The organism is Streptomyces sp. NBC_01275, from assembly GCF_026340655.1.
Taxonomy (GTDB): domain Bacteria; phylum Actinomycetota; class Actinomycetes; order Streptomycetales; family Streptomycetaceae; genus Streptomyces.
Genome location: NZ_JAPEOZ010000001.1, coordinates 3689592 through 3713931, shown reverse-complemented (window position 1 = coordinate 3713931; position 24340 = coordinate 3689592). Strand labels below are relative to the sequence as shown.

General features: G+C 72.4%; 23 protein-coding genes and 1 tRNA gene. 15 read left to right on the top strand and 9 right to left on the bottom strand.

Annotated elements, in window-relative coordinates; all coding sequences use genetic code 11:
- Positions 1 to 60: 60 nt before the first annotated feature.
- The 6 genes from OG562_RS16295 to OG562_RS16270 all read left to right on the top strand — a co-directional run bounded on the left by OG562_RS16295 (position 61) and on the right by OG562_RS16270 (position 7124).
- Positions 61 to 954: a xanthine dehydrogenase family protein subunit M gene (locus OG562_RS16295; RefSeq protein ID WP_266398073.1), complete on the top strand. Its 894-nt coding sequence runs from the start codon at positions 61 to 63 to the stop codon at positions 952 to 954.
- A complete protein-coding gene (locus OG562_RS16290; RefSeq protein WP_266398070.1) occupies positions 951 to 2738 on the top strand; it encodes a 2Fe-2S iron-sulfur cluster-binding protein in 1788 nt (595 codons plus the stop codon). Before OG562_RS16295 ends, OG562_RS16290 begins: the two co-directional genes overlap by 4 nt.
- A complete protein-coding gene (locus OG562_RS16285; RefSeq protein WP_266398068.1) occupies positions 2735 to 5044 on the top strand; it encodes a xanthine dehydrogenase family protein molybdopterin-binding subunit in 2310 nt (769 codons plus the stop codon). Before OG562_RS16290 ends, OG562_RS16285 begins: the two co-directional genes overlap by 4 nt.
- Entirely contained in the window at positions 5041 to 5193 is a 153-nt protein-coding gene (locus OG562_RS16280) for a hypothetical protein (protein WP_266398065.1), read from the top strand. Before OG562_RS16285 ends, OG562_RS16280 begins: the two co-directional genes overlap by 4 nt.
- A 28-nt stretch (positions 5194 to 5221) precedes the next feature.
- Entirely contained in the window at positions 5222 to 5701 is a 480-nt protein-coding gene (locus OG562_RS16275) for a phosphotransferase (protein ID WP_266398062.1), read from the top strand.
- 193 nt (positions 5702 to 5894) lie between these two features.
- A complete protein-coding gene (locus tag OG562_RS16270) occupies positions 5895 to 7124 on the top strand; it encodes an SUKH-4 family immunity protein (protein WP_266398061.1) in 1230 nt (409 codons plus the stop codon).
- A gap of 36 nt (positions 7125 to 7160) precedes the next feature.
- On the opposite strand, the gene OG562_RS16265 is transcribed toward OG562_RS16270, so the two are convergent.
- Positions 7161 to 9539: an endonuclease/exonuclease/phosphatase family protein gene (locus tag OG562_RS16265; RefSeq protein WP_266398059.1), complete on the bottom strand. Its 2379-nt coding sequence runs from the start codon at positions 9537 to 9539 to the stop codon at positions 7161 to 7163.
- Positions 9540 to 9897: 358 nt separating this feature from the next.
- On the opposite strand from OG562_RS16265, the gene OG562_RS16260 reads away from it, so the two are divergent.
- Positions 9898 to 10467, top strand: coding sequence for a GNAT family N-acetyltransferase (locus OG562_RS16260; protein WP_266398057.1), 570 nt, complete (start codon positions 9898 to 9900; stop codon positions 10465 to 10467).
- 69 nt (positions 10468 to 10536) lie between these two features.
- On the opposite strand, the gene OG562_RS16255 is transcribed toward OG562_RS16260, so the two are convergent.
- Positions 10537 to 10608: transfer RNA gene (locus OG562_RS16255), tRNA-Cys, on the bottom strand.
- Positions 10609 to 10837: 229 nt separating this feature from the next.
- Here OG562_RS16255 and OG562_RS16250 point away from each other — a divergent pair.
- The 8 genes from OG562_RS16250 (at position 10838) to OG562_RS16215 (ending at position 18987) form a co-directional block, all read left to right on the top strand.
- Complete coding sequence (locus tag OG562_RS16250; RefSeq protein ID WP_266398056.1) at positions 10838 to 12295, top strand: MFS transporter; 1458 nt, start codon at positions 10838 to 10840, stop codon at positions 12293 to 12295.
- Positions 12296 to 12474: 179 nt separating this feature from the next.
- Positions 12475 to 12705 carry a hypothetical protein gene (locus OG562_RS16245; RefSeq protein ID WP_266398053.1) on the top strand — a complete coding sequence of 77 codons (231 nt, stop codon included), beginning with the start codon at positions 12475 to 12477 and terminating at the stop codon, positions 12703 to 12705.
- Positions 12702 to 13115 (top strand): type II toxin-antitoxin system death-on-curing family toxin, encoded by a 414-nt coding sequence (locus OG562_RS16240; protein ID WP_266398050.1) that lies wholly within the window; start codon positions 12702 to 12704, stop codon positions 13113 to 13115. The genes OG562_RS16245 and OG562_RS16240 overlap by 4 nt, the downstream gene beginning before the upstream one ends.
- 171 nt (positions 13116 to 13286) lie before the next feature.
- Positions 13287 to 15095 (top strand): DEAD/DEAH box helicase, encoded by a 1809-nt coding sequence (locus OG562_RS16235; RefSeq protein WP_266398047.1) that lies wholly within the window; start codon positions 13287 to 13289, stop codon positions 15093 to 15095.
- Positions 15096 to 15403: 308 nt separating this feature from the next.
- On the top strand, positions 15404 to 16045 hold the full coding sequence (locus OG562_RS16230; RefSeq protein WP_266398044.1) for an IclR family transcriptional regulator: 642 nt from the start codon (positions 15404 to 15406) through the stop codon (positions 16043 to 16045).
- A 159-nt stretch (positions 16046 to 16204) separates the two neighbouring features.
- Complete coding sequence (locus OG562_RS16225) at positions 16205 to 16975, top strand: chorismate synthase (protein ID WP_266398041.1); 771 nt, start codon at positions 16205 to 16207, stop codon at positions 16973 to 16975.
- Entirely contained in the window at positions 16972 to 18099 is a 1128-nt protein-coding gene (gene menC, locus OG562_RS16220; protein ID WP_266398040.1) for an o-succinylbenzoate synthase, read from the top strand. Before OG562_RS16225 ends, menC begins: the two co-directional genes overlap by 4 nt.
- 87 nt (positions 18100 to 18186) lie before the next feature.
- On the top strand, positions 18187 to 18987 hold the full coding sequence (locus OG562_RS16215; protein WP_266398038.1) for a PDZ domain-containing protein: 801 nt from the start codon (positions 18187 to 18189) through the stop codon (positions 18985 to 18987).
- An 8-nt stretch (positions 18988 to 18995) separates the two neighbouring features.
- Here the strand turns inward: OG562_RS16215 and OG562_RS16210 are convergent, their stop codons facing one another.
- The 7 genes from OG562_RS16210 to OG562_RS16180 all read right to left on the bottom strand — a co-directional run bounded on the left by OG562_RS16210 (position 18996) and on the right by OG562_RS16180 (position 24220).
- Positions 18996 to 19178 carry a hypothetical protein gene (locus OG562_RS16210; RefSeq protein WP_266398036.1) on the bottom strand — a complete coding sequence of 61 codons (183 nt, stop codon included), beginning with the start codon at positions 19176 to 19178 and terminating at the stop codon, positions 18996 to 18998.
- Between the two features lie 11 nt (positions 19179 to 19189).
- Positions 19190 to 19771, bottom strand: a complete 582-nt coding sequence (locus OG562_RS16205) for a helix-turn-helix transcriptional regulator (protein ID WP_266398034.1) — start codon at positions 19769 to 19771, stop codon at positions 19190 to 19192.
- A gap of 72 nt (positions 19772 to 19843) precedes the next feature.
- Positions 19844 to 20725: a glycine betaine ABC transporter substrate-binding protein gene (locus tag OG562_RS16200; protein ID WP_266409293.1), complete on the bottom strand. Its 882-nt coding sequence runs from the start codon at positions 20723 to 20725 to the stop codon at positions 19844 to 19846.
- A gap of 86 nt (positions 20726 to 20811) precedes the next feature.
- A complete protein-coding gene (locus OG562_RS16195; RefSeq protein ID WP_323187521.1) occupies positions 20812 to 21570 on the bottom strand; it encodes an ABC transporter permease in 759 nt (252 codons plus the stop codon).
- 173 nt (positions 21571 to 21743) lie between these two features.
- On the bottom strand, positions 21744 to 23012 hold the full coding sequence (locus OG562_RS16190; RefSeq protein WP_266398032.1) for a betaine/proline/choline family ABC transporter ATP-binding protein: 1269 nt from the start codon (positions 23010 to 23012) through the stop codon (positions 21744 to 21746).
- Positions 23005 to 23652 carry an ABC transporter permease gene (locus OG562_RS16185; RefSeq protein ID WP_266398030.1) on the bottom strand — a complete coding sequence of 216 codons (648 nt, stop codon included), beginning with the start codon at positions 23650 to 23652 and terminating at the stop codon, positions 23005 to 23007. Before OG562_RS16185 ends, OG562_RS16190 begins: the two co-directional genes overlap by 8 nt.
- An 88-nt stretch (positions 23653 to 23740) precedes the next feature.
- On the bottom strand, positions 23741 to 24220 hold the full coding sequence (locus OG562_RS16180; protein ID WP_266398028.1) for an Lrp/AsnC family transcriptional regulator: 480 nt from the start codon (positions 24218 to 24220) through the stop codon (positions 23741 to 23743).
- Between the last annotated feature and the right edge of the window lie 120 nt (positions 24221 to 24340).

The following is a 24340-nucleotide window of genomic DNA, read 5'->3' as shown; positions in this document are numbered from 1 at the left end:
CACGTACCGTACGGCAGCACAGGTGGGACCAGGTGGGGCAGCGGGAAGGGGCAGCCGGTTTTGAGCACGCACGCACCGCAGGCGGCGCAGGCCGTCACGCTGCCCACGACCCTGGACGAGGCCGTGGCGGCGCTGGCGGCCATGCCCGCCGCCGTGCCGGTGGCCGGCGGCACCGACCTGATGGCCGCCGTCAACTCCGGACAGCTCAGGCCCGCCGGACTGGTCGGCCTCGGCCGGATCAGCGAGATCCGCGGCTGGCAGTACCAGGACGGCCACGCCCTGCTCGGCGCCGGACTCACGCACGCGCGCATGGGCCGCCCCGACTTCGCCGCCCTCATCCCGGCGCTCGCCGCCGCCGCGCGCGCCGCGGGCCCGCCGCACATCCGCAACGCGGGCACCCTGGGCGGCAACATCGCCTCGGCCGCCCCCACGGGCGACGCGCTGCCCGTGCTGGCCGCCCTGGAAGCGACCCTGATCATCGCGGGACCGGGCGGGGCCCGCCGGGAGATCCCGGTGTCGCACCTGCTGGCCGGCGTGGAGATGCTGCGCGGCGGCGAACTCATCGGGTACGTGCGCGTGCCGCTGCTGCACGCGCCGCAGGTCTTCCTGAAGGCGACCGGCCGCACGGGCCCCGGACGCGCCCTGGCCTCCGTGGCCCTCGTCCTCGACCCGGCCCGGCGTGGCGTCAGGTGCGCCGTCGGAGCCATAGCGCCGATGCCGCTGCGGCCCCTGGACGCCGAGCAGTGGGTCGCCAGACTCATCGACTGGGACAACAGCCGCACGATCGTCCCCGAGGCGCTGACCGCCTTCGGGGAGTACGTCTCCGCCGCCTGCATCCCCGATCCGACCCCGGGCGTGGACGGCGTCGTACCCGAGCTTCCGCCCGCCGTACTGCACCTGCGGCGCACCGTCGCCGCGCTGGCCCGACGAGCACTGGGGAGGGCGCTGTCGTGACCGACGACCAGCACGGAAACGACCACGGCCAGGGGTCGGGACAGGGCGCCCCGCCCGGCGGCAGCCGCTGGGACCCGCTGCCCCAGGGCGACTACGACGACGGCGCCACCGCCTTCGTGAAACTCCCCGAGGGCGGCATCGACGCCCTGCTGGCCGCGCGCGGCGACAGCCCGCTCGCCGCGCCCGGGCACGGATACGTCCCGCCGCAGATAGCGGCGGCGCCCCCCGGCGCGGATCCGGGCGCGACCGGCGCCGGCTGGGGCGCACCGGCCGGCGGCGCCGAGTGGCCCGCCCCGGCGACCGGCCCCCAGTCGATCGGCGACGACCGGTTCACGTACCACCCCGGCTCGACCGGCCAGTGGACCTTCGACGACACCACGGCGCCGCCGGAGCCCGCTCCCGGGCACGACGTCACCGGGCAGTGGTCGATCCCCGTGGCCGGCGGCGACCTGCCCGACGAATCGGGCGAGTTCACCACGTCGTCCCTGGTCGAGCAGTGGGGCGGAACGCCTCCGGCGACCCTGCCGGGCGGCGCGCCCGCACCCTGGGCGACGGGCACGACCGATCAGACGTGGGACCCGCGGACGGACCAGACGGCCGACGCGCCCGCGTTCGGACACACGCCGCAGGGTGGGCCGACGGAGCACGGGACCGCGCGGTACGAGGCCCCGGACCACCGGACGGCGGAGCACCGGACGTCCGAGCACCGGACGTCGGCCGAGGAGGCCGGCCGTCACCCGGCGGCCGCCCCGCACCCCGCCGAGCAGAACCACGCGACCGGGACGTTCGCCGTCCCCGCCTTCGACACGCCCGCCCCCGAGATCTCCGCCGAGGCGTACACGGTCGCGCCGAACGCCGGGTCAGCGGACGGCGGTTCCACGAGCGAGCCCGCGGAGCCCTTCCCGGCCCCCGTGGAGGCCGCTCAGCCCGCCTCCGAGGCCCCCGAAGCGCCCGAGGCCTCCACGGGGCCCTCCGGCGACCCCGAGGCCGCTCACGGGCCCGTCCAGCCGCCCGCGTCGCACACGGACGGGCACGCGGACGAGACCGCCCCCGGCGACACCCCGCCCGTCCCCGACGCGGCCTCCGAGGCCGTACCGGACGGCGACGCGCGGGCCGCCGAGGACACGCCCCCGGCGCTCAACGAGGAACACCCCCTCGCCTCCTACGCGCTGCGCGTCAACGGCTCCGACCGGCCCGTCACCGACGCCTGGATCGGCGAGTCGCTGCTCTACGTGCTGCGCGAGCGGCTCGGGCTCGCGGGCGCCAAGGACGGCTGCTCGCAGGGCGAGTGCGGGGCCTGCAACGTCCAGGTCGACGGCCGGCTCGTCGCGTCCTGCCTGGTCCCGGCCGTCACCACGGCCGGCAGCGAGATCCGCACCGTCGAGGGCCTGGCCGCCGACGGGCAGCCCTCGGACGTGCAGCGGGCGCTCGCCCGGTGCGGCGCGGTGCAGTGCGGCTTCTGCGTGCCCGGCATGGCGATGACCGTGCACGACCTGCTGGAGGGCAACCCGGCGCCGTCGGAACTGGAGGCCCGCCAGGCACTGTGCGGCAACCTGTGCCGCTGCTCCGGCTACCGGGGCGTCCTGCAGGCAGTCCAGGACGTCGTCGCCGAACGCGAGGCGCATGCCGCCGGCGACGGTGAGACGGACGGGGACGAGGCGCGTATTCCGCACCAGGCGGGTCCGGGCGCCGGGGGCGTCCACGCGTCCGCGTTCGAGAACCCGGCGCAGCCCCACCCGCACGACCCGGCGTACGGGCAGGGCCAGGACGGAGGCCAGGCGTGACCAACGAAGCAGTCATCGCGACGACCGCCGCGGAGGCCGCCCCGGCCCCCGAGCCGATCCCGCACGGCCTCGGCGCGTCCCTGCGGCCCGCCGACGCCCGCGCGAAGACGGAGGGCACCTTCCCGTACGCGGCCGACCTGTGGGCCGAGGGCCTGCTCTGGGCGGCCGTGCTGCGCTCCCCGCACGCGCACGCGCGCATCGTCTCGATCGACACCTCCCACGCGCGTGAGATGCCCGGCGTACGGGCCGTCGTCACCCACGAGGACGTGCCCGGCAGCGCGCTGCACGGCCGCGGCAGAGCCGACCGCCCGGTGTTCGCCTCCGACGTCGTACGCCACCACGGCGAGCCCATCGCCGCCGTCGCCGCCGACCACCCCGACACCGCGCGGATGGCCGCCGCGGCCGTCATCGTCGAGTACGAAGTACTCGACCCGGTGACCGACCCCGAGCAGGCCTTCGAGGCCGAGGCCCTGCACCCCGACGGCAATCTGATCCGGCACATCCCGCTGCACCACGGCGACCAGTCCGCGGCCGGCGAGATCGTCGTCGAGGGCCAGTACCGCATCGGCCGCGCCGACCCGGCCCCCATCGGCGCCGAGGCCGGCCTCGCCGTGCCCCGCCCCGACGGCGGCGTCGAGCTCTATCTGGCCTCCACCGACCCGCACAACGACCGCGACACGGCCGCGGCCGTCTTCGGACTGACGCCCGAACACGTCAAGATCGTCGTCACCGGCGTGCCCGGCGCGACCGCCGACCGCGAGGACCAGGGCTTCCAGCTGCCGCTCGGCCTGCTGGCGCTGAAGACCGGCTGCCCGGTGAAACTCACGGCCACGCGCGAGGAGTCCTTCCTCGGGCACGTCCACCGCCATCCCACGCTGCTGCGCTACCGCCACCACGCGGACGCCGAGGGCAGACTGGTGAAGGTCGAGGCGCAGATCCTGCTGGACGCGGGCGCGTACGCCGACACCTCCGCCGAGGCCCTCGCCGCCGCCGTCTCCTTCGCCTGCGGCCCCTACGTCGTGCCCAACGCCTTCATCGAGGGCTGGGCCGTGCGCACCAACAACCCGCCGTCCGGCCATGTCCGCGGCGAGGGCGCCATGCAGGTGTGCGCCGCCTACGAGGCGCAGATGGACAAGCTGGCCAAGAAGCTCGCCCTCGACCCGGCGGAGCTGCGCCTGCGCAACGCCATGGCGACCGGCGACGTCCTGCCCACCGGCCAGACGGTGACCTGCCCCGCGCCGGTCGCCGAGCTCCTCCAGGCCGTCCAGGAGTTCCCCCTCCCGGCGCTCCCCAAGGACACGCCCGAGGAGGACTGGCTGCTGCCCGGCGGCCTCGAGGGCGCGGGCGAACCGGGCGCGGTGCGCCGGGGCGTGGGCTACGGCCTGGGCATGGTGCACATGCTCGGCGCGGAGGGCGCGGACGAGGTCTCCACGGCCACCGTGAAGGTCCAGGACGGCGTCGCGACGGTCCTGTGCGCGGCGGTGGAGACCGGCCAGGGTTTCACCACGCTGGCCCGCCAGATCGTCCAGGAGACCCTCGGCATCGACGAGGTGCACGTCGCCCCCGTGGACACCGACCAGCCCCCCGCGGGCGCGGGCTGCCGAGGCCGTCACACCTGGGTCTCCGGCGGCGCGGTCGAGCGGGCGGCGAAGATGGTCCGCACCCAACTGCTCCAGCCCCTGGCGCACAAGTTCGGCATGTCCACGGAGCTGCTCCAGATCACCGACGGCAAGATCACGTCGTACGACGGCGTCCTGTCGACCACCGTCACCGAGGAGCTGCACGGCAAGGAGCTGTGGGCGACGGCCCAGTGCCGCCCGCACCCCACGGAGCCGCTGGACGCGGCCGGGCAGGGCGACGCCTTCGTGGGCCTCGCCTTCTGCGCGATCCGCGCGGTGGTGGACGTGGACATCGAACTCGGCTCGGTCCGGGTCGTGGAACTGGCCGTGGCCCAGGACGTCGGCCGGATCCTGAACCCGGCTCAGCTCGCGGCCCGCATCGAGGCGGGCGTCACCCAGGGCGTCGGCATCGCCCTCACGGAGAACCTCCGCACCCCGCGCGGCCTGATCCGCCACCCCGACCTCACCGGCTACGCCCTGCCCACGGCCCTGGACGTCCCGGACATCCGGATCGTCAAACTGGTCGAGGAGCGGGACGTCGTCGCCCCGTTCGGCGCGAAGGCCGCCAGCGCGGTCCCGGTCGTGACCTCGCCCGCGGCCATCGCCTCCGCCGTGCGCGCGGCGACGGGCCGCCCGGTCAACCGCCTGCCCATAAGGCCGCAGGCGGCGGTGGTGACGGCCCAGTGAGCGAGCCCGAGTCCGAGCCCTACGCACCTCAGCCCTACGAACCTCAGCGCTACGAGCCCCCGCCGAGTGTGAGCAAGCTCCTGCTGTGGATAGCGCTGTTCGTGGTGGCCGCGGTGGTCGTGGTCCTCGGCGGCATCTATCTCACCTGAGGAACCTCACCCGAGGCATGAGCCGAGCATGGACGGGGTTGTCCTCGTCACCGGGGATGGGGGTGCCTCCCACGCCCTTCAGGCAGTGGGGGAGGCGTCCGGCAAGTCGACGGTCGCGCAGGCCTTGACCGGTGAGGCCGAGGCCCAACTCCGGCTGCGCCACCGGCTGTCGGCGGCGACGGCGGACGCCTATGCGCAGGCGGGCTTCACGGCCGTGGTGCCGGACGTGGTCCTGGGCGCGGCTCTGGAGGCGTCCGTCGATCTCGTCCGCACCCGCCCGCTGCACGTGGTCGTCCTGGCGCCGGACGCCGGGACGGTGGCGGTGCGCGAGGCGGGCCGACGCAAGACGGGCTACGGCGCCGGCTCCGGCTGGACGGTCGCGGACCTGGACGAGGAACTGCGGCTGCGCACCCCGCGCATCGGACTGTGGCTGGACACCGGGGAGCTGACGGTGGGGCAGACGGGCGGGGCGATTCTGGCGGGAAGGGAACGTGCGAGGGTCGTCTGACGTCTACCGGTGGGGAGACCGGTGTCGGCGTCGGGGGACCGGGGTCGGTGCCGACCGGCCGGCGTCAGCGGGGCCGGCCGGGGTCGAGGTCGGCTTCGGCGGGCGTCGTCGCTGGTCAGGGGCCGTTGTCAGTGGCGCCGCGTAGGGTGCGGAGCAGTGGGACGGCGCACGCACTTCACCACGGGGGGACCCGATGAGCACGACCAGGACCACCACCGCCATGACGACGATCGCGACGATCACCTTCACCGAGGACCAGTTGGACCCGTATGTCACGCACGCGCCGACGCGCCGCTGGCTCACCGGCCCCGGACTGCCGGGCGACGGCGGCCTGCTGACGTTCGACGCGCTGCGCACGGACGGACTGCGCACGGTCGCCGACTCCACCGGCGACCCCGAGGGCCGACTGGCGGCGGAGCTGCGCGACCGGCTGGTCATAGGCGGCATCCTGGGCGTGGACGGCATGGCGCGGGAGTCGGTCCTGCTGGACGGCACGACGGGCGAGATCTCGACGACGTACTTCTTCCACGACCGCCCCGACCTGATGGACGTCCGCCCCCTCGCGCCCTCCCTGGAGAAACTGGTGCGCTGCGCGACAGCGGTGGACGAACTGGCGGCCCTGCGCGGCCAGTTCGCCTCCTACGCGGGCCGTCTCGGTCCGCAGGCGGTGGCGGAGGCCACCCGGCAGCTGCTGGCGGTGTTCGAGGACGCCGCCGAGGCCGACGGCACGGGCGTCCCGGAGGGCGGGCCCGGGCTCTTCTGGAAGCTGGCGGCGGTCATCCGTCCGCTCGCCCTGGTGGCCGGCCCCGGCACCGCGTCCGGCCTGGCGCTGGATCTGCCGCCCCGCCTCCTGGAGGACGAGTTCGGCACGGGCGAGGTCGTCCGGTTCGAGGGCGTCGACTGCCCGAAGGCGCTCACGCACGCCCCGACCCGCCGCTTCCTGCGCGAGGTGGGCCTGCCCGAGGAGGTCGTCTGGTTCGCCCTGGAGACGGACGTCCCGCTGCAGACGCTCGCCGAGTACTGCGCGGACGCCCGCGAGGGCGACGTCGCCGAGGACCTGCTCCCGGCCGACGCGGACCGGCTGATCCGGCTGGGCTCCCTGCTGGAGGACACCAGCCTGGTCGTCGACGGCGCCACGGGAGCCGTCCTGAGCTGGAGCGAGCCGGACCTCGGCCTGCGCCCGCTCAACGCCGACGTCTCCACCCTGGCGTTCACCCTGTGGCTGATACGGCGCGAGCGGGCCCTGGACGCGGTGCACGAGCTGACCGAGGCCTACGACCAGCTGGCCGAGACCATGGCCCGCACCCTGGCCACGGTCGACCCCGTCGCCTGCGACCCGACCCCGAACACCCCCACCGACGACGGCTGGCGCTACTGGCCGGGGGTGTTCGAGGACGAGGCGGGCGGCGGGCTGTACGCCTAGGGCCGGCCGCCTGGGGTCAGCCTTGTAGAGCCGCTCCTAGCGACGGCACCTGCTGACGTCGATCCGGACGATCTGCGGGTCGTGGTCGCTGGCCTGGTCGGCGAACTCGGCGTTGATGTGCACGACGTCGTAGTCGAAGTGCGTGACGGCCGGGCTGGTGAGGATGTGGTCCAGGGTCTGCGAGTTGCCGTCGTAGACGTAGGTGTAGCGCTGGTCGGCCGGCAGGGTGGTGATCAGCGGCTTGAGGACCTTGCCGGCGGTCAGCGTGGTCACCGTCTGGGAGAACTCGTAGTCGTTGAGGTCGCCGAGCACCACGGCCTTGGCGTCGCGGTCGGCCGCGAGCAGCGACTTGACGAAGGAGTTGACCTCGGCGGCCTGCGCCGCCCGCTGGGTCTCGGAGCTGCGCGACGGCGGCTGGTAGCGGCCGTGCAGGGGCTGGTCGCCGCCCTTGGAGGTGAAGTGGTTGGCGATCACGAAGACGCTCTCGCCCCGGAAGACGAATTCGCCGACCAGCGGCTTGCGGCTGCTGTCCCAGGCGTCGTTCGTCGGGTCGATCCGGCCGGGGGAGTAGGTGAGCCGGGCGCCCTTCTTCGTCTTCACGACGCTGGTCGCCGTGGTGGCGTCGCCGCCGGCCCGGTCGGTGAAGGAGACCCGCTTGGGGTTGAAGAGGAAGACCTGACGGATGTTTCCGCCGGGCTCGCCGCCGTCCTCGTCGTTGGTCGGGGAGATGTAACGCCACTGGTAGCGGGGGCCGCCGGCCGCGCGGACGGCGTCCGTGAACCGCTTCAGGGTGGCCTCGGAGGTGACGGTCCCGTCGTTCGTGGCGCCGTTGTCGTCCTGGATCTCCTCCAGGGCGACGATGTCCGGCGAGCTGAGGTTGACCGCGACGCCCTCGGCGAGCCGGTCGAACTTCTCCTGGCTGTCCAGCGCGTCCAGGTTCTCCACGTTGTAGGTGGCGACCGCCAGCTCGTCGCTCTTCTGCCGACGGGTCACCTCCTGCTCGAGGCCGTTGTCGACCCGGGCGCCGAGCTGGGTGGCCTGGACGTTGTAGCCGCCGTAGGTGGAGTAGTCGAGCGGTCCGACGGTGGTGCCGGACAGCTCGTCGCCGACGTTCGCCGAGGGGAAGGCGGCGGCGGTGTCGAGCGACATCACCTCCAGGCGGCCGGTGTTGGGCTGGTCGTAGGAGGAGTAGAGCGTCCCGCCGCGCACGGTGGGGTTCTCGTCGGGCTTGACGGTCACCCACAGCTCGCCGTACGCGTCGCTCGCGCCGACCACGCGGGCGTCGGCGAAGGTGACCCGCATGCCCTCCGACGCCTCGTAGAAGTCCTGGGCGTACACGGCCGGTTCGAGCGCGAGCGACTCGATGCTGCCGCCGTCGGCGGTGGGCGCGTAGCCGTCCGGGACGCTCGACGGGTCCAGGGCGACGGCCGCGGGCAGCGCGTTGCCGCTGGACAGCACGGTCGCCGTCGGGCCGGTGAGCTCGGTGACCGACTGGCTGGTGCTGCTCGGGTAGTACTCGCTGACCTTGCCGCTCACCAGCACCGAGTCGCCGACCGCCACGGCGGGCGCGGCCGACCCGGTGTACACGAAGACGCCCTCGCTGGTGCGGGAGTCGGCGTCCGGCGTCGGATCCTGGATCCAGTACCCCTTCGACCCGGACGTCCGCACTCCGGTCACGATGCCGGGCACCCGGGTGACCGTCTGCCCGGCGAGCGGGGAGAGACGGGTGGCGCCCTGGATGTCGTGGATGCGGACGGTACCGGGCTCGGTCGGACTCCCGCCCCCGTCACCCCCGTCACCGCCGTCCCCCGAACCGGGCGTCTCCCCGGCCGAGTTGACGGGCGAGGGCGTACCGGCGGCGAGATCCACGGCGTTGTCGTCGGTGTCGGCGAGAGCCGAACCCCGGGCGACGGAGGCGGTGTTGGACGCCCCGGTGACCGGCCCGCTGCCCTCCCGCACCACGGCGCTTCCGTAGCCGACGAGGTCGACGATCCGGCTGTCGGCCGCGCAGTCGGCGGCGGTCTTGCAGCTCAGGGCGGTGGTGCCGGAGACCAGGGCGATGGTGCCGGTGGTGGCGCTCATCGCGATCGACCCGGTGGCGTCGGGGGTGGGCAGCGCGGTCGTACCGCCGGAGCCCGCCCCCTCGGCGACGAGGAAGCGTCCGCCCGGCGCGACGGACCCGCTCAGCGCGGTCACCTGCCACGCGGAGGACGAGGACGCCGAACCGGGCAGGTACTGCACGCTGTACCCCGACAGGTCATAGCCCGCCGAGCCCGCGTTCCCGAGCTCGACGAAGTCCCGGGTCAGGGTCGCCCCCGAGTTCCCCCCACCGCCGTACACCTCGGAGATCACCGCGGTGGCGGACGGCGTCGCGTACGCGGCGGGCAGCGAGGTGATGGCGAACGTGCTCGCCACACCGACGGATATGAGCGCGTAGACAGCGCGACGGGGTCTGTTTCCTACGGGTCTGGACACGCTGGCGGTCTCCTCGTACGTCTTCGGGTACGGCCGGTGGTGTGGGGGAGTCGGCTCAAGTTACGCGCGTAGAGAGGACGTCGCCAAGAGGTCGCAGGTTAAATCCGGGGAACGGGGAGGTGAGAAGGGTGAGGTGAAGGCTGCGCAGGAGAGGGGAAGTTGGCGTGCCGTCACTCGCCGGGCGACTTCAACGGACCAACGAAGGGGCGGCGCCCCGTGGTGGGCGCCGCCCCCTGCGTACCGCACGGCTCGATAAAGGCGATCGCCACCCGGATCCTGATCGCGTTGGCTGTGGGGCATGCCTGAACTGCGCACCGATCGTCTCCTGCTCCGCCGGTGGCGGGAGTCCGACCTTGAGCCGTGGGCGGCGATGAACGCCGATCCCGAAGTCCGAGAACACCTGGGGGAACTGCTGACGCGGGAGCAGAGCGATGCCACGGTGGCAGTCATGCAGGCCGAGTTCGACGACCGGGGATTCGGGTGGTGGGCGCTGGAAGCAAGGGAGACCGGTGAGTTCATCGGCCGCGTCGGCTTGGACGAGGTGGACAGGGACATGCCCTTCGCGGGGGTGGACATCGGATGGCGGTTGATGCGTTCGGCGTGGGGTCACGGTTACGCCACCGAGGCCGCCCTGGTCTGTCTTGCCTTCGGCTTCGAGGCCCTCGGGCTGCCGGAGGTGGTTGCGTCGACGACCGTCGACAACCTTCGTTCCCAGGCGGTGATGCGCCGGATCGGCATGACCCGGGACCCGGCCGACGACTTCGAGGATCCGAGCGTGCCCGAAGGGCCGCTACGCCGGTGTGTGCTGTACCGGACCTCCGCAGCGATGCACCGTCGCAGGCGGCCGACCGACTGGGACGGGAACTGAGACGGACGACCAGAAGGGCGGCACCCCCGGAGGGGTGCCGCCCTTCTGTTTTCTCCGGTCGGACACCAGAGGCCGTGGCGGGAATTGAACCCACGTGCCTCGCTTTGCAGGCGAGTCCCTAAGCCACTCGGGCACACGGCCGTTCGCCGAGTTCCTGTCGGGGAGCCGAAGTGCCCCTTGCGAACTCGGTACGTCGACCGTACGGCCGGGGCGGGAGGAGGATCAAGGGAGGCGGGTGGGCTGCAATGGGACTGCCATATGCCGTTCATGAAAGGCGGCCGTGGGGAGGGTGGACGTACGACCAAGGGACCAGGGGAGGGGGGGCTTCCGACAGGGGTCAATGTCAGTCGTGGACCTTACGCTGGCGTCCATGGCTGTTCTGGAACCCCGCGACACCGGCGTCGCAGACGCGCACGAGAGCCTTGGCCCGTCCTCCGGGGAAGGCGTGCTCGGGAAGGCCTATCGGGCGCTGAGCGTCGGGATCGTCTCCGTTGTGCTGCTGATCGCCTTCGAGGCCACGGCTGTGGGGACGGCCATGCCGGTGGCGGCGCGGGAGTTGGACGGGGTCGGGTTGTACGCGTTCGCCTTCTCCGGGTACTTCACCACCAGTCTGTTCGGGATGGTGCTCGCCGGGCAGTGGTCGGATCGGCGGGGGCCGCTCGGGGCGTTGAGCAGCGGGATCGTCGCCTTCGGGGCGGGGCTTGTGGTGTCGGGGACCGCCGGCGGCATGTGGGTGTTCATCCTCGGGCGGGCCGTGCAGGGGCTCGGGGGAGGGCTGGTCATCGTCGCGTTGTACGTCGTGGTCGGGCGGGCCTATCCGGAGCGGTTGCGGCCGGCGATCATGGCCGCGTTCGCCGCCTGCTGGGTCGTGCCCTCCGTCGTCGGGCCGTTGGCCGCGGGGGCCGTGACCGAGCATCTCGGGTGGCGGTGGGTGTTCCTCGGGATACCCGTCCTGGTCCTGCTTCCGCTGGCGCTCGCGCTGCCTCAGATACGGCGGCGGGCGGGTGGACCGGTGCACTCCTTGTCCACCGGCTCCTTCGATCGGCGTCGGCTGCGGCTCGCCTTCGGTATTTCCTTCGGGGCCGGGCTGCTTCAGTTCGCCGCCCAGGATCTGCGGCCCCTGTCCGTTCTGCCGGCCGTGGCCGGTGTCGCTCTGCTCGTGCCCGCCGTGCTCGGGCTGCTTCCCAGCGGGACCTGGCGGGCTGCCCGCGGGCTGCCGTCCGTCGTGTTGTTGCGCGGGGTGGCCGCGGGGTCGTTCATCGCCGCCGAGTCCTTCGTGCCGTTGATGCTCGTGACGGAGCGGGGGCTGAGCCCGACCCTCGCCGGGTTCTCGCTCGCGGCCAGCGGGGGGACCTGGGCGCTGGGGTCGTGGGTGCAGACGCGGGCGCGGGTGGAGCCGTATCGGGAGCGGCTGATGACGTTCGGGATGGTGCTCGTGGCCGCTGCCATCGCCGCCGCGCCCAGTGTGCTCGTGCACTCCGTGCCGGTCTGGACCGTGGCCGTCGCCTGGGGGTTCGGGTGCTTCGGGATGGGGCTCGTCATCTCCTCCACCAGCGTGCTTCTGCTGAAGCTGTCCGCCCCGGAGGAGGCCGGCTCCCACTCCGCCGCCCTGCAGATCTCGGACGGGCTGTCGAACGTGCTGCTGCTGTCCGCCGGGGGCGCCGCCTTCGCGGCCCTGGGCGGCGGCAGCGTCGCCCACGCCGTCACCGACCCGGGCGTGACCTCCGGCTCCCACCCCGCCGCCTTCGCCGCCGTCTTCCTGCCGATGGCCGCGGTGGCGTTGCTCGGGGCGTGGGTGACCACCCGGCTGCGGGAGCGGCGCCCCTGACATGGTGCGGGAGCGGCGCCCGTAGAACGCCGCGGGAGCAGCATCCGTAGAACCGTTCTTCTACGGCGCCTTCCCTTCCGCACGCCCCCTCCCTCGCCTCGCCGTGGAACCCCTCGCCGTAGAACCCCGCGCCCAAAACCCCTCGCCCATGAACCCGCCCGCCTCCTACCCTCACCGGCATGCACCAGCCAGCCCGCTCCCCCTCCCCCTCCTTCTCCCTCACGCTCCCCCTCGCCCCCGCCCTCCGCCACGCCCTGGACGACCTCGCGGACGCCACCGGTCGCCGGCCGGAGGACGTCGCGCTGGACGCCGTACGCGCGCGGCTGGGTGAGGAGGAGGCGCGGGTGCGGGGCGCGGCCGAGCGGCTTGCCGTCGCTCACGCCGATCTGTTGCGGAGGCTCGGCGAATGAAGCCGCCCACCACGGATGCCGGGGCCGGGCGGCGGGCGACCCGTCACCTCACCCTCGCCGAAGTCACCGAGATCGCGCGGATCGCGTTCGGCGGGCGTGCCCCCGAGACCCGTGCCCCCGGGCTGCTCGCCTCCGCCGTGCACCGGCCCCGCGCCCGGATGTTCGGCACGGCGGCCTACGACGACGTGCACGAGCAGGCCGCCGCGCTGCTGCACGCGATCGCCGCGAACCATCCCCTCGTCGACGGCAACAAGCGCGCCGCGTGGCTGGCGGCCGTGACGTTTCTCGCGCTGCACGGCGTGGATCTGGCCGACTGCGACCAGGATGCGGCGTACGGGCTGGTCATCGACGTGGCGTCCGGCGTCGAGTCCGAGGTCGGGGTGATCGCGGAGCGGCTGCGGGCGCTGTGACGTGGGTCCCACCCACCGGCGACCCGGCCTCGTTCGCGCGTGGACGGTCCCGGGCCGCCGGTAGGGTGGCCCGGTTGTCATACACAGCCGACGTGGCCGACGTGGCCCATGTGGCGTCCATGTGACCGACGTAGCCGAGAACCGAGCCGCCCGACCCCAAAACCGGAGACCGTGACTACCACCGCCGCCGCCAGCTCCGCCTCGCACTCCTCCCATCACCTTTCTCCCGCCTTCCCCGGCCGTGCCCCCTGGGGCACCGCCAGCAAGCTGCGTGCCTGGCAGCAGGGGGCGATGGAGAGGTATCTGCAGGAGCAGCCGCGCGACTTCCTCGCCGTCGCCACGCCCGGCGCCGGCAAGACGACCTTCGCGCTGACGCTCGCCTCCTGGCTGCTGCACCACCACGTCGTGCAGCAGGTGACCGTGGTCGCGCCGACCGAGCACCTGAAGAAGCAGTGGGCGGAAGCGGCCGCGAGGATAGGGATCCGACTGGACCCGGAGTACAGCGCGGGCCCGCTCAGCAAGGACTACCACGGCGTCGCGGTGACGTACGCGGGCGTCGGCGTGCGGCCGATGCTGCACCGCAACCGGTCCGAACAGCGCAAGACTCTCGTCATCCTCGACGAGATCCACCACGCCGGTGACAGCAAGTCATGGGGTGAGGCGTGCCTCGAGGCGTTCGAGCCGGCCACCCGCCGCCTCGCTCTCACCGGCACGCCGTTCCGGTCCGACACCAACCCCATCCCCTTCGTGGCCTACGAGGAGGGGAACGACGGGATCCGGCGGTCCTCCGCCGACTACACCTACGGCTATGGGTCGGCCCTCGCCGACAACGTCGTGCGGCCCGTCATCTTCCTCTCCTACAGCGGCAACATGCGCTGGCGCACGAAGGCGGGCGACGAGATCGCGGCCCGGCTCGGCGAGCCGATGACGAAGGACGCGATCAGCCAGGCCTGGCGCACGGCGCTGGACCCGCGCGGCGAGTGGATGCCGAGCGTGCTGCGCGCCGCCGACCAGCGGCTCACCGAGGTCAGGAAGGGCATCCCGGACGCCGGTGCGCTCGTCATCGCCTCCGACCAGGACTCCGCCCGCGCCTACGCCAAGCTGATCCGGGAGATCACCGGCGACAAGGCGACCCTCGTCCTGTCCGACGACAACGGCGCGTCCGACCGGATCGACGAGTTCAGTCACAGCACCGACCGGTGGATGGTCGCGGTGCGGATGGTGTCCGAGGGCGTCGACGTGCCGCGTCTCGCCGTCGGGGTGTACGCCACCACCATCTCCACCCCCCTCTTCTTCGCGCAGGCCGTCGGGCGTTTCGTGCGGTCCCGGCGGCGCGGCGAGACCGCCTCCGTGTTCCTGCCGACCGTGCCCGACCTCCTCGGCTTCGCCAACGAGATGGAGGTCGAACGCGACCACGTCCTCGACAAGCCCAAGAAGGAGGGCGAGGAGGATCCGTACGCCGAGTCCGAGCAGGAGATGGACGAGGCGAACAAGGAGCAGGACGAGGACACCGGCGAGCAGGAGCAGTTCTCCTTCGAGGCGCTGGAGTCCGAGGCAGTCTTCGACCGCGTCATGTACAACGGCGCCGAGTTCGGCATGCAGGCCCACCCGGGCAGCGAGGAGGAGCAGGACTACCTCGGCATCCCGGGGCTGCTGGAGCCCGACCAGGTCCAGCTGCTGCTCCAGAAGCGGCAGGCCAAGCAGATCGCGCACAGCCGGAAGAAGCCGGACGAGGACGCCGACCTGCTGGAGCTGCCCGCCGAGCGGCGGCCGGTCGTCTCGCACAAGGAGCTGATGGAGCTGCGCAAGCAGCTCAACACGATGGTCGGCGCGTACGTCCACCAGAGCGGCAAGCCGCACGGGGTGATCCACACCGAGCTGCGCCGCGTGTGCGGGGGACCGCCGAGCGCGGAGGCCACGGCCGGACAGCTGCGGCAGCGCATCGCCAAGGTGCAGGAGTGGGCCACCCGGATGAAGTGACCTCCCTGCGGGGGCGCTCGGAGCGAGGTCACGCTCCGTACGTATCGGGATAAATGCAAGTAGTCCATACCGGCCAATGACCGGATTCTGGACGGAGCCTTCCGCTCAGCGAACCTGCTTCGCTACTGTCCCGCTACGCACACGCCCCGTGGCAGCGCCGCCGCGGAGCGCAGCCGTGAAGCGACTGGGCCCGGACACGCCGGGCCCATCTGTCGATCGGCGGCCTCTGAAGCGCGTCACTGACGGGACTCGGTGACGCATCCGCCGCGACGGGGGTTGCCGACCTCACCACTTAAGGAGTGGGCGTCGTGACCGCGGAGACCTCCCAGACGCTCGACCGGGGACTGCGCGTCCTCAAACTGCTGGCCGACACCGACCACGGGCTGACCGTCACCGAGCTTTCCAACAAACTGGGCGTCAACCGGACCGTTGTGTACCGGTTGCTCGCCACCCTGGAGCAGCACGCACTCGTACGACGCGATCTGGGCGGACGAGCCCGGGTCGGCCTCGGAGTGCTGAGGCTCGGCCGGCAGGTGCATCCGCTGGTGCGCGAGGCGGCCCTGCCCGCACTGCGCTCGCTGGCCGAGGACATAGGGGCGACCGCGCATCTGACGCTCGTGGACGGGGCGGAGGCGCTGGCCGTCGCCGTCGTCGAACCGACGTGGACGGACTACCACGTGGCCTACCGGGCAGGGTTCCGCCATCCACTGGACCGGGGGGCCGCCGGCCGTGCGATCCTCTCCGCCCGCCAGAAGCCGGCGCTCGAACCCGGCTACACCCTCACGCACGGCGAACTGGAGGCGGGGGCGAGCGGCGCCGCGGCGCCCCTCCTCGGCGTGACCGGCGTCGAGGGCAGCGTGGGCGTGGTGATGCTGGCCGACGCGGTGCCGGAACGGGTCGGCCCACGCGTCATGGACGCGGCCCGGGAGGTGGCGGAGGCGCTGCGCTGAGAGCGACCGAGAGCCTGCGAGCACCGAGGGCCTGAGAGCACAGAGGGCCTGCGAGCACCGAGGGCACCGAGAGCGCTGAATGCGCTCACAGCGACTGACTCTCGGCCGATGTGCGTACGCACCCACCTCCGAACACCGCATCGCCGCGACACTGGACGCATGACCCCAGTCACCGTGCGCACCGTCCATGACGTCACCGGGCTCACGGCCGTCGCCGACTTCTTCGGCGACGTCTGGCAGACCCCGCCGACCGCCCCGCCCTACCCGACCGAGGTGCTGCACAGCCTGGTGCACGCGGGCGGGGCGGTGCACGCGGCGTACGCCGGAGAGCGGCTCGCGGGGGCCTGCGTCGCCGTGTTCGGGCCGCCGGCGGAGCAGGAGGCGTACTCCCTGGTCGCCGCCGCCGACCAGGGGCTCGGGTACATCGTCAAGCAGGCCCAGCGGGCCTGGGCCCTCGGGTGCGGGGCGCGCACCATGCGCTGGACCTTCGACCCGCTGGTCGGCCGCAACGCCCGCTTCAACCTGGTCAAGCTGGGCGGCCTCGGCACCGAGTACGTCGTCGACTTCTACGGCCCGATGGCGGACGGCGTGAACGACGGCGACGAGAGCGACCGGCTGACGATCACCTGGGAGCTGGCCGATCCGCGCAAGCCGTACGAGACCGGCGACCGGGCCGCGGCCCCCGTGGTCCGCACCGCGCCCGACGGCGGCCCCCTCGCCCACCGTGACCTCGATGACCTGCGTGTCTGGTGCCGGGTGCCCGAGGACGTCGTGGCGCTGCGGGCCGTGAACCCGGAGTCGGCGCTGCGCTGGCGGCGCGCGGTGCGCGAGGTGTTCACGGAGGCCTTCGGGCAGGGGTTCACCGCGACCGGCATGTCCCGCGACGGCTGGTACACCCTGACCCGCCCCACAGGACAGGGCGCGGCATGAAACTGGCACGCGTCGAGATCGTGCATCTCGCGATCCCGCTGGTCACCCCCTTCCGTACGTCCTTCGGCACGATGACGACGAAGGACACCTTCCTGCTCCACGTCGTCACGGACGAGGCCGAGGGCTGGTCGGAGTTCGCGGCCGACCCCGAGCCGCTGTACTGCTCGGAGTTCGTCGCGGGCGCGGAGATCGTGCTGCGCGACTTCCTGCTGCCCCGGGTCGCCGCGCTGCCGCGCCTCACCGCGCCCGCCCTCGGGCCCGCCATGGCGAAGGTCAAGGGGCACGAGCTGGCGAAGGCGGCCCTGGAGACGGCGGTCCTGGACGCGGAGCTGCGCGCGTACGGCATGTCCCTGGCGACCTATCTGGGCGCGGTCCGCGACCGGGTGCCGGCGGGCGTCTCCGTCGGCATCAAGGAGTCCGTCGCCGACCTGCTGGACGACGTCGAGCGCTATCTCGCCGAGGGCTATGTCCGGGTCAAGCTGAAGATCGAGCCCGGCTGGGACCTGGTCCCCGTACGGGCCGTGCGCGAGCGCTTCGGGGACGCGCTGCCGCTCCAGGTCGACGCCAACACGGCGTACACCCTGGCGGACGCCGAGCATCTGCGGCGGCTGGACGAGTTCGGGCTGGTGCTGATCGAGGAGCCGCTGGAGGAGGACAACCTGTACGGGCACGCCCGCCTCCAGCAGCGCATCGCCACGCCCGTCTGCCTCGACGAGTCCCTGCACAACGCCCGTGACACCGCCTCCGCGATCGCCCTGGACGCCTGCCGGGTGGTCAACGTCAAGCCCGCGCGGGTCGGCGGCTATCTGGAGGCGCGCCGCGTGCACGACGTGGCGCACGCGCACGGGGTGCCGGTGTGGTGCGGCGGGATGCTGGAGACGGGCGTCGGCCGCGCCCCGAACCTGGCGCTGGCCGCGCTCCCCGGCTTCACCCTCCCCGGGGACACCTCGGCGTCCGCCCGCTACTTCGCCGAGGACGTCACCGAGCCCTTCGTGCTCGACGCCGACGGCTGTCTGCCCGTCCCGCGCACTCCGGGCATCGGCGTCGCCCCCCTCCCGGACCCGCTCCGCCGCTTCACCCGCACCCGACGGGACCTGTACGGGGGCCGCGAGGGCGGCCGGTGACCCGGCGCCTGTACGGGGCCGCTGAGCGCCGCCGGTGACCCGGCACCTGTACGGAGGTCGCCGAGCATCGCCGGTTACATTGACCCCGTGCTCTCTCGCCTCTCGCGCCTCTCCCGCCCCCAGGCCCTCGCCGTCTGCGCCGCGCCCCTGGTGGCCCTGATCGCCACGGCGGCCCTGGCGCCGCTGCCGTTCTCGGTGGCGCAGCCCGGCATGACGGCGAACGTCCTCGGCGAGAACAAGGGCGCGGAGGTCATCACGATCTCCGGCGCGCCCACCCGGGACACCAGCGGGGAGCTGCGGATGACGACGATCGAGGCGACCGGTCCCGACGCGCACGTCTCGCTGGGCGATGTGATCGACGGCTGGTTCCGCGCCGACCAGGCGATCATGCCGCGTGACTCGGTCTACCCGAGCGGCGAGAGCACCAAGGAGATCGAGCAGCACAACACCGAGCAGATGCAGGAGTCCCAGGACTCCGCTACCGAGGCCGCGCTGAAGTACCTCGACCGTTCCTCGGACGACGTCGAGGTCACGCTGAAGCTGGCCGACGTGGGCGGCCCCAGCGCGGGTCTGCTGTTCTCGCTGGGGATCGTCGACAAGCTCGACGGCGACGGCAGCGGCGGCGACCTCACGGGCGGCCGCACCATCGCCGGTACGGGGACCATCGACGCCGACGGAAAGGTCGGCGCGGTCGGCGGCGTCGCCCTGAAGACGCAGGCGGCCCGCCGGGACGGGGCGACCGTGTTCCTCGTGCCGAAGGACGAGTGCGCCGACGCCAAGTCCGAACTGCCCAAGGGACTCCGGCTGATCCCGGTGACCACCCTCAAGGGCACGGTGAGCGCACTGGTCGCGCTGGAGAAGGGGAAGGGCTCGGTACCGAGCTGTTAGGACCTGTCCTAGGCGACCGCGGGCGACCGCTTCGGCGTGGCCGCGAGGCGCAGGCCGACTTCTACGAGGGTCCAGCCGACGCGGGTGCGCAGTTCGCTCGGGCGCTTGGCCTCGGCGGCGAGGCGGTGGGCGTCGGCCTGGGCGTGGAACTCGGCGGCGCGGGCGCGGGCGAGCTGGCTCTGAGTGTGCATGGCGGTGCCCTTCAGTCCGTGGTGATGGGGAAGAGGTGGCTGTGGATGCGTACGCGTTCGGCCCCGACCTCGTCGTCGGGAACGCGGTCGCGGTAGCTGTCGATCAGCTCGTGCATCTTGTCGACGAGCTCGCCGGCGAGGGCCGGAGTGAGCCGCAGGGTCATGTCGCTCATGTCGGTGGAGCGTGACCAGGGCTCGGACCAGCGGTCGCGGGTGCTGAGCCAGGTGGACAGCTCACGGGCGTGGTTGTTCGCGACTTCGTGCAGGAACATCTCCGCCGCCCCGCGTACTTCGGGTCCGGCGCCCTCGAACTCGGAGCTGTCGAAGACCAGCCCCTCGTCCACAGCCCGCCACCAGCGCTCGCGTCCCTTGCCGTGCTCCGGGGCGTCCTCGACGAAGCCGTGCGCGGCGAGCTGGCGCAGGTGATAACTGGTCGCTCCGCTCGACTCGCCCAGCTGTGCGGCCAGTTGGGACGCGGTTGCCGGACCGCGCTGCCGCAGTGCGTTGAGCATCTGCATGCGCAGCGGGTGGGCGAGGCCGCGCAGGGCGCGGGCGTCGAGCCGCCGCTGCTTCGGTTCTTCCTGCTCCGTCATGAATACAAAGGTAGCGTTGCAAAGGTCTCTTTGCAACAACTTCTTTGTAAGTCGATCGGCCCCGTTCGCCCCCTACTTGACGAACCCCTCCGCCTTCATCCACTCCAGCGCCACCTGATGCGGATCCTCCCCGTCCACGTCCACCTTCGCGTTCAGCTCCTGCGCCACCGCGTTGTCCAGCTTCTCGGTGACGGGGTCGATGACCTCCGCGATGGCCGGCCACTTCTCGAAGGCCTTGGAGTTGATCGCCGGGGCAGCGTTGTAGTTGGGGAAGAACCTCCTGTCGTCCTGCATCACCACCAGGTTCATGGACTTGATGCGCCCGTCGGTGGTGAAGACCTCCCCGTAGGTGCAACTCCCCTTCTGCACCTGGGTGTAGATGATCCCGGTGTCCATCTGCGTGATCCGGGACGTCGACACGTCCATGCCGTACGCCTTCTCCATCCCCGGCAGCCCGTCCGCGCGGTTGGCGAACTCGCTCTCCACGCACAGCGTCACGGCCTTCGGGTCCGACGTGGACAGCGCGGCCACCTCGGACAGCGTCCTCGTGCGGTGCTTGCGGTAGTCGTCCTGGTTCATGGCCAGCGCGTAGGTGTTGTTCAGCCGCGACGGCGGCAGCCAGGTCACCCCGCCCCGCACATCGGCGTCGTGCACGGCCTGCCACTGCGCCTGCGGGTCGGTGACGGGCTCGGAGTTGCCCTGGTACGTGATCCAGGCGGTGCCCGTGTACTCGTACATGGCGTCGGCGTCGCCGTTCTTGACCGCCTCGCGCGAGCCGATGGAGCCCTGGATGCCGGTGCGGTCCAGGACGTCCGCGCCCGCCGCCTGGAAGGCGATGCCCATCATCGCGCCGAGGATCAGGTTCTCGGTGAACGACTTCGACGTCACGGTGAGACGGGCGCCCTTCAGCGGCTCGCCCTGTCCGATCGACCCGGGCGAGACGTCGTCGACCATGGGGGAGCCGCTGGACAGCCCGCAGCCGGACGCCGCCGACGACGCCAGCACCAGGGCCAGCGCGGCCGTGCAGCGAAGCGGACGTCTCACCTCCCCACCTCCAGCCCGCGCGGCCGCAACAGCACTTCGGCCAGCGAGCCCAGCCAGTCGACCAGCAGGGCCAGCGAGACCGTGAGGATCGAGCCCAGCACCAGTACCGGCATCCGCTGGTTGGTGATGCCGGCGGTGATCAGCACGCCCAGACCGCCGCCCCCGCCGAAGGTCGCCAGGGTCGCCGTGCCGACGTTGAGGACGAGGGCCGTCCGCACGCCCGCCAGGATCAGCGGGACGGCGAGCGGCAGCTCCACGCGGCACAGCACGCCCAGCGAGGACATGCCGATGCCGCGGGCCGCCTCCAGCAGGGTCGGGTCGTTCGCCTTCAGACCGGCGACGGTGTTGGAGAGCACCGGCAGGACGGCGTAGGCGATGATGCCGATCAGGGCGGCCTTCGTGCCCGTGCCCAACCAGATCACCAGCAGGGCGAGCAGACCGATCGCGGGCGTCGCCTGGCCCATGTTGGCGACGGTCATCGCGAGCGGGGCGGCTCTGCGCAGCGCCCGGCGGGTGAGCAGGACGCCCAGCGGGATCGCGATGATCAGCACGAAGAACGTGGACACCGCCGTCAGATACACGTGCTGCCAGAGCGCCTTCTGCACCTGGCCCTTGGCCAGCGCGTTCTCGGAGATCGAGTCCAGGGTGGCCTGCTGGAACCACAGCCAGGTCGCGAGCAGCAGGGCGACGAGGAACGCGGGCAGGAAGGTCAGCTTCTGCCACGTGACGCGCCGCCGCGCGGGAGGCTGCGGCACGGGGGATTCCGCCGGCCCGGGAGCCTCGTTCACTCCACCGGGCGTCCCTGTACGTCCGCCGGGCGTCTCCCCCTGTGCGTCGGGAGTCCCGCCCTGTCCGTCGGGCGTCTCCTCCTGTACGTCGGGAGTCTCGCCGCTTCCGCCGGGAGTGCCCTCGAGCCGTCCGGGCGCGGTCACGCCTTCACCTCCCCGCCCGGTCCCTCCTGTTCCGCGTGCGTCTGCGCGGACCGGGCCTCCTCCAGTTCGTGATGGGCCTCCAGCGCCTCCAGCCGGTCGGCCTCCAGCAGCTCCTGCACGGAGTTCATCAGCGTCTCCATGTCGACGACGCCCATGTACTCGCCGCGCCGCCCGGTGACCGCGACCCGCCCGGCGTTGTCGATCAGGACCGCCTCCAGCGCGTCCCTCAGCGTCGCGTCCCGGGTCACCGTGTCGTGCACCAGCGTCCCGGCGCGGGCCAGCGAGCCCTTGGCCCGCATCAGGTCGCCGCGGCGCAGCCACTTGTAGGGGCGGCGGCGCCTGTCCAGGAGCAGGATCTCGTTGGCGCTGCTGGAGCGGAGCATGTTGAAGACGCTCTGCAGGGGGTCGTCGACCGTCACCGTCGGATAGTCGGTGATCCCGACGTCCCGCACCCGGGTGAGGTTGAGCCGCTTCAGCGCGGCCCCCGCCCCCACGAACCCGGAGACGAAGTCGTCCGCCGGGTTGGTGAGGATCGCCTCCGGGGTGTCGAACTGGGCGATGTGCGAGCGCTCGCGCAGGACCACGATCCGGTCGCCCAGCTTGATCGCCTCGTCGAAGTCATGGGTGACGAACACGATCGTCTTGTGCAGCTCGTGCTGGAGCCGGATCAGCTCGTCCTGGAGGTGGTCGCGGGTGATGGGGTCGACCGCGCCGAACGGCTCGTCCATCAGCAGCACCGGCGGATCGGCGGCCAACGCCCGTGCCACGCCCACGCGTTGCTGCTGGCCGCCGGAGAGCTGGCGCGGGTAGCGGCCGTGGAACTCGCCGGGGTGGAGCCCCACCAGGTCGAGCATCTCCTCCACCCGGTCCCTGATCCGCGCCTTAGGCCAGCCGATCATCCGCGGCACGAGCGCGATGTTCTGGGCGACCGTCATGTGCGGGAAGAGCCCGGACGACTGGATCGCGTACCCGACCTTCCGGCGCAGCTTCACCGGGTCGATGTCGGTGACGTCCTCGCCGTCGATGCGGATCCGGCCGCCGCTCGGCTCGATCAGCCGGTTGATCATCTTGAGCGTCGTGGACTTCCCGCAGCCGGACGGGCCGACGAAGACGACCGTCTCGCCGGCCTTGATCTCCATGCTGACGCTGTCGACGGCGGGGTGGGGGTTGCCCGGGTAGCGCTTGGTCAGGTTCTCCAGTTCGATCGTCGCCCCATGCGTCGTCCCATGCGTTGCCCCATGCGTCGCTCCATGTGAGTCAGACACGGATCCCCCTGGGAATCGTCAGCCGGCCGAGCAGGACGTACGCGGCGTCGAACAGCAACGCGAGGACGATGATCCCGAGCGTGCCGGCGAGGACCTGGTTGAGCGCGTTCTTGCTGCCCAGGGAGGCGATGCCCCGGAAGATCTCGTTGCCCAGGCCCGGCCCGGAGGCGTACGCGGCGATGGCGGCGATGCCCATCAGCATCTGCGTCGAGACCCGGATCCCGGTCAGGATCGGCGGCCAGGCCAGCGGCAGCTCCACCCGCGCCAGCCGGGCCAGGCGGGACATCCCGATGCCGGTGGCCGCTTCCACCAGGGAGGGGTCGACCCCGCGCAGCCCGACGATCGAGTTCCGCACGATCGGCAGCAGCCCGTACAGCGTCAGCGCGATCACCGTCGGCGGCACGCCCAGGCCCACCACCGGGATCAGCAGACCGATCATGGCGAGGGACGGGATGGTGAGGAGGGCGGAGGTGGAGACGGTGGCGAGGTTGCCGCCCCAGTCGCTGCGGTAGGCGACCACCCCGATCAGCACCCCGAGCAGGGTCGCCACGACCATGCACTGGAAGACGGCGCTGGCGTGTTGAAAGGCGTCGGTGAGCAGTTGCTGGTGCCGGGTGCTCAGGTACTCCCAGAAGGTCACACGCGCTCACCACCCCATGTCGGCCGGATATGCGGACCGGGCCGGGCAGGTCGACCGGGCCGGGTGCGTCGGCCGGGTCGGGTGTCGGCTAGGTCCGCTCCGGGTCTTCCGCCGCCTGCTCCACCAGCGGGATGACCCGCAGTGGAACGGGGTTCTCCATCACGATCGCGGTGGAGGCCCGGACGATCCCATCAAAACCGACGACCAGGTCGATGACCCGCTGGAGATCGGCGTTGGAGCGGGCCACCAGCCGGCACAGCATGTCCCCGCCGCCGGTGGTGGTGTGCAGCTCCAGCACCTCCGGCACACCCGCCAAGTGCGCCCGTACGTCCGCCCCTTGCCCCTGCCGGATCTGCAGCGTGGCGAACGCGGTGACGGGGTAGCCGAGCGCCGCCGGATCCACCTGCGGACCGAAGCCCCGGATGACTCCATTCGACTGAAGCCGGTCGAGCCGCGCCTGCACCGTGCCCCGCGCCACCCCCAGCCGACGGGACATCTCCAGCACCCCGATCCGCGGCTCCCGCGCCAACAGCACGATGATGCGCCCGTCCAGCCGATCGATCGCCATGCCCGCCTCCGAGATGGTCACCCTGTACAGAAAGGCCGCCGAAACCGTCGTACCGCTGAACATGTTGTCCAGCGAATAAGCGAACTATTGCGCACCTTGCAGGCCGGAGCGAGGCTTCGA

Coding starts and splice junctions, on each gene's coding strand:
- OG562_RS16275 (WP_266398062.1), top strand. CDS start 5,222: ATGGACGGGGTTGTCCTCGTCACCGGGGATGGGGGTGCCTCCCACGCC.
- OG562_RS16270 (WP_266398061.1), top strand. CDS start 5,895: ATGAGCACGACCAGGACCACCACCGCCATGACGACGATCGCGACGATC.
- OG562_RS16260 (WP_266398057.1), top strand. CDS start 9,898: ATGCCTGAACTGCGCACCGATCGTCTCCTGCTCCGCCGGTGGCGGGAG.
- OG562_RS16250 (WP_266398056.1), top strand. CDS start 10,838: ATGGCTGTTCTGGAACCCCGCGACACCGGCGTCGCAGACGCGCACGAG.
- OG562_RS16245 (WP_266398053.1), top strand. CDS start 12,475: ATGCACCAGCCAGCCCGCTCCCCCTCCCCCTCCTTCTCCCTCACGCTC.
- OG562_RS16240 (WP_266398050.1), top strand. CDS start 12,702: ATGAAGCCGCCCACCACGGATGCCGGGGCCGGGCGGCGGGCGACCCGT.
- OG562_RS16225 (WP_266398041.1), top strand. CDS start 16,205: ATGACCCCAGTCACCGTGCGCACCGTCCATGACGTCACCGGGCTCACG.
- menC (WP_266398040.1), top strand. CDS start 16,972: ATGAAACTGGCACGCGTCGAGATCGTGCATCTCGCGATCCCGCTGGTC.
- OG562_RS16210 (WP_266398036.1), bottom strand. CDS start 19,178: ATGCACACTCAGAGCCAGCTCGCCCGCGCCCGCGCCGCCGAGTTCCAC.
- OG562_RS16205 (WP_266398034.1), bottom strand. CDS start 19,771: ATGACGGAGCAGGAAGAACCGAAGCAGCGGCGGCTCGACGCCCGCGCC.
- OG562_RS16200 (WP_266409293.1), bottom strand. CDS start 20,725: ATGGTCGACGACGTCTCGCCCGGGTCGATCGGACAGGGCGAGCCGCTG.
- OG562_RS16180 (WP_266398028.1), bottom strand. CDS start 24,220: ATGGCGATCGATCGGCTGGACGGGCGCATCATCGTGCTGTTGGCGCGG.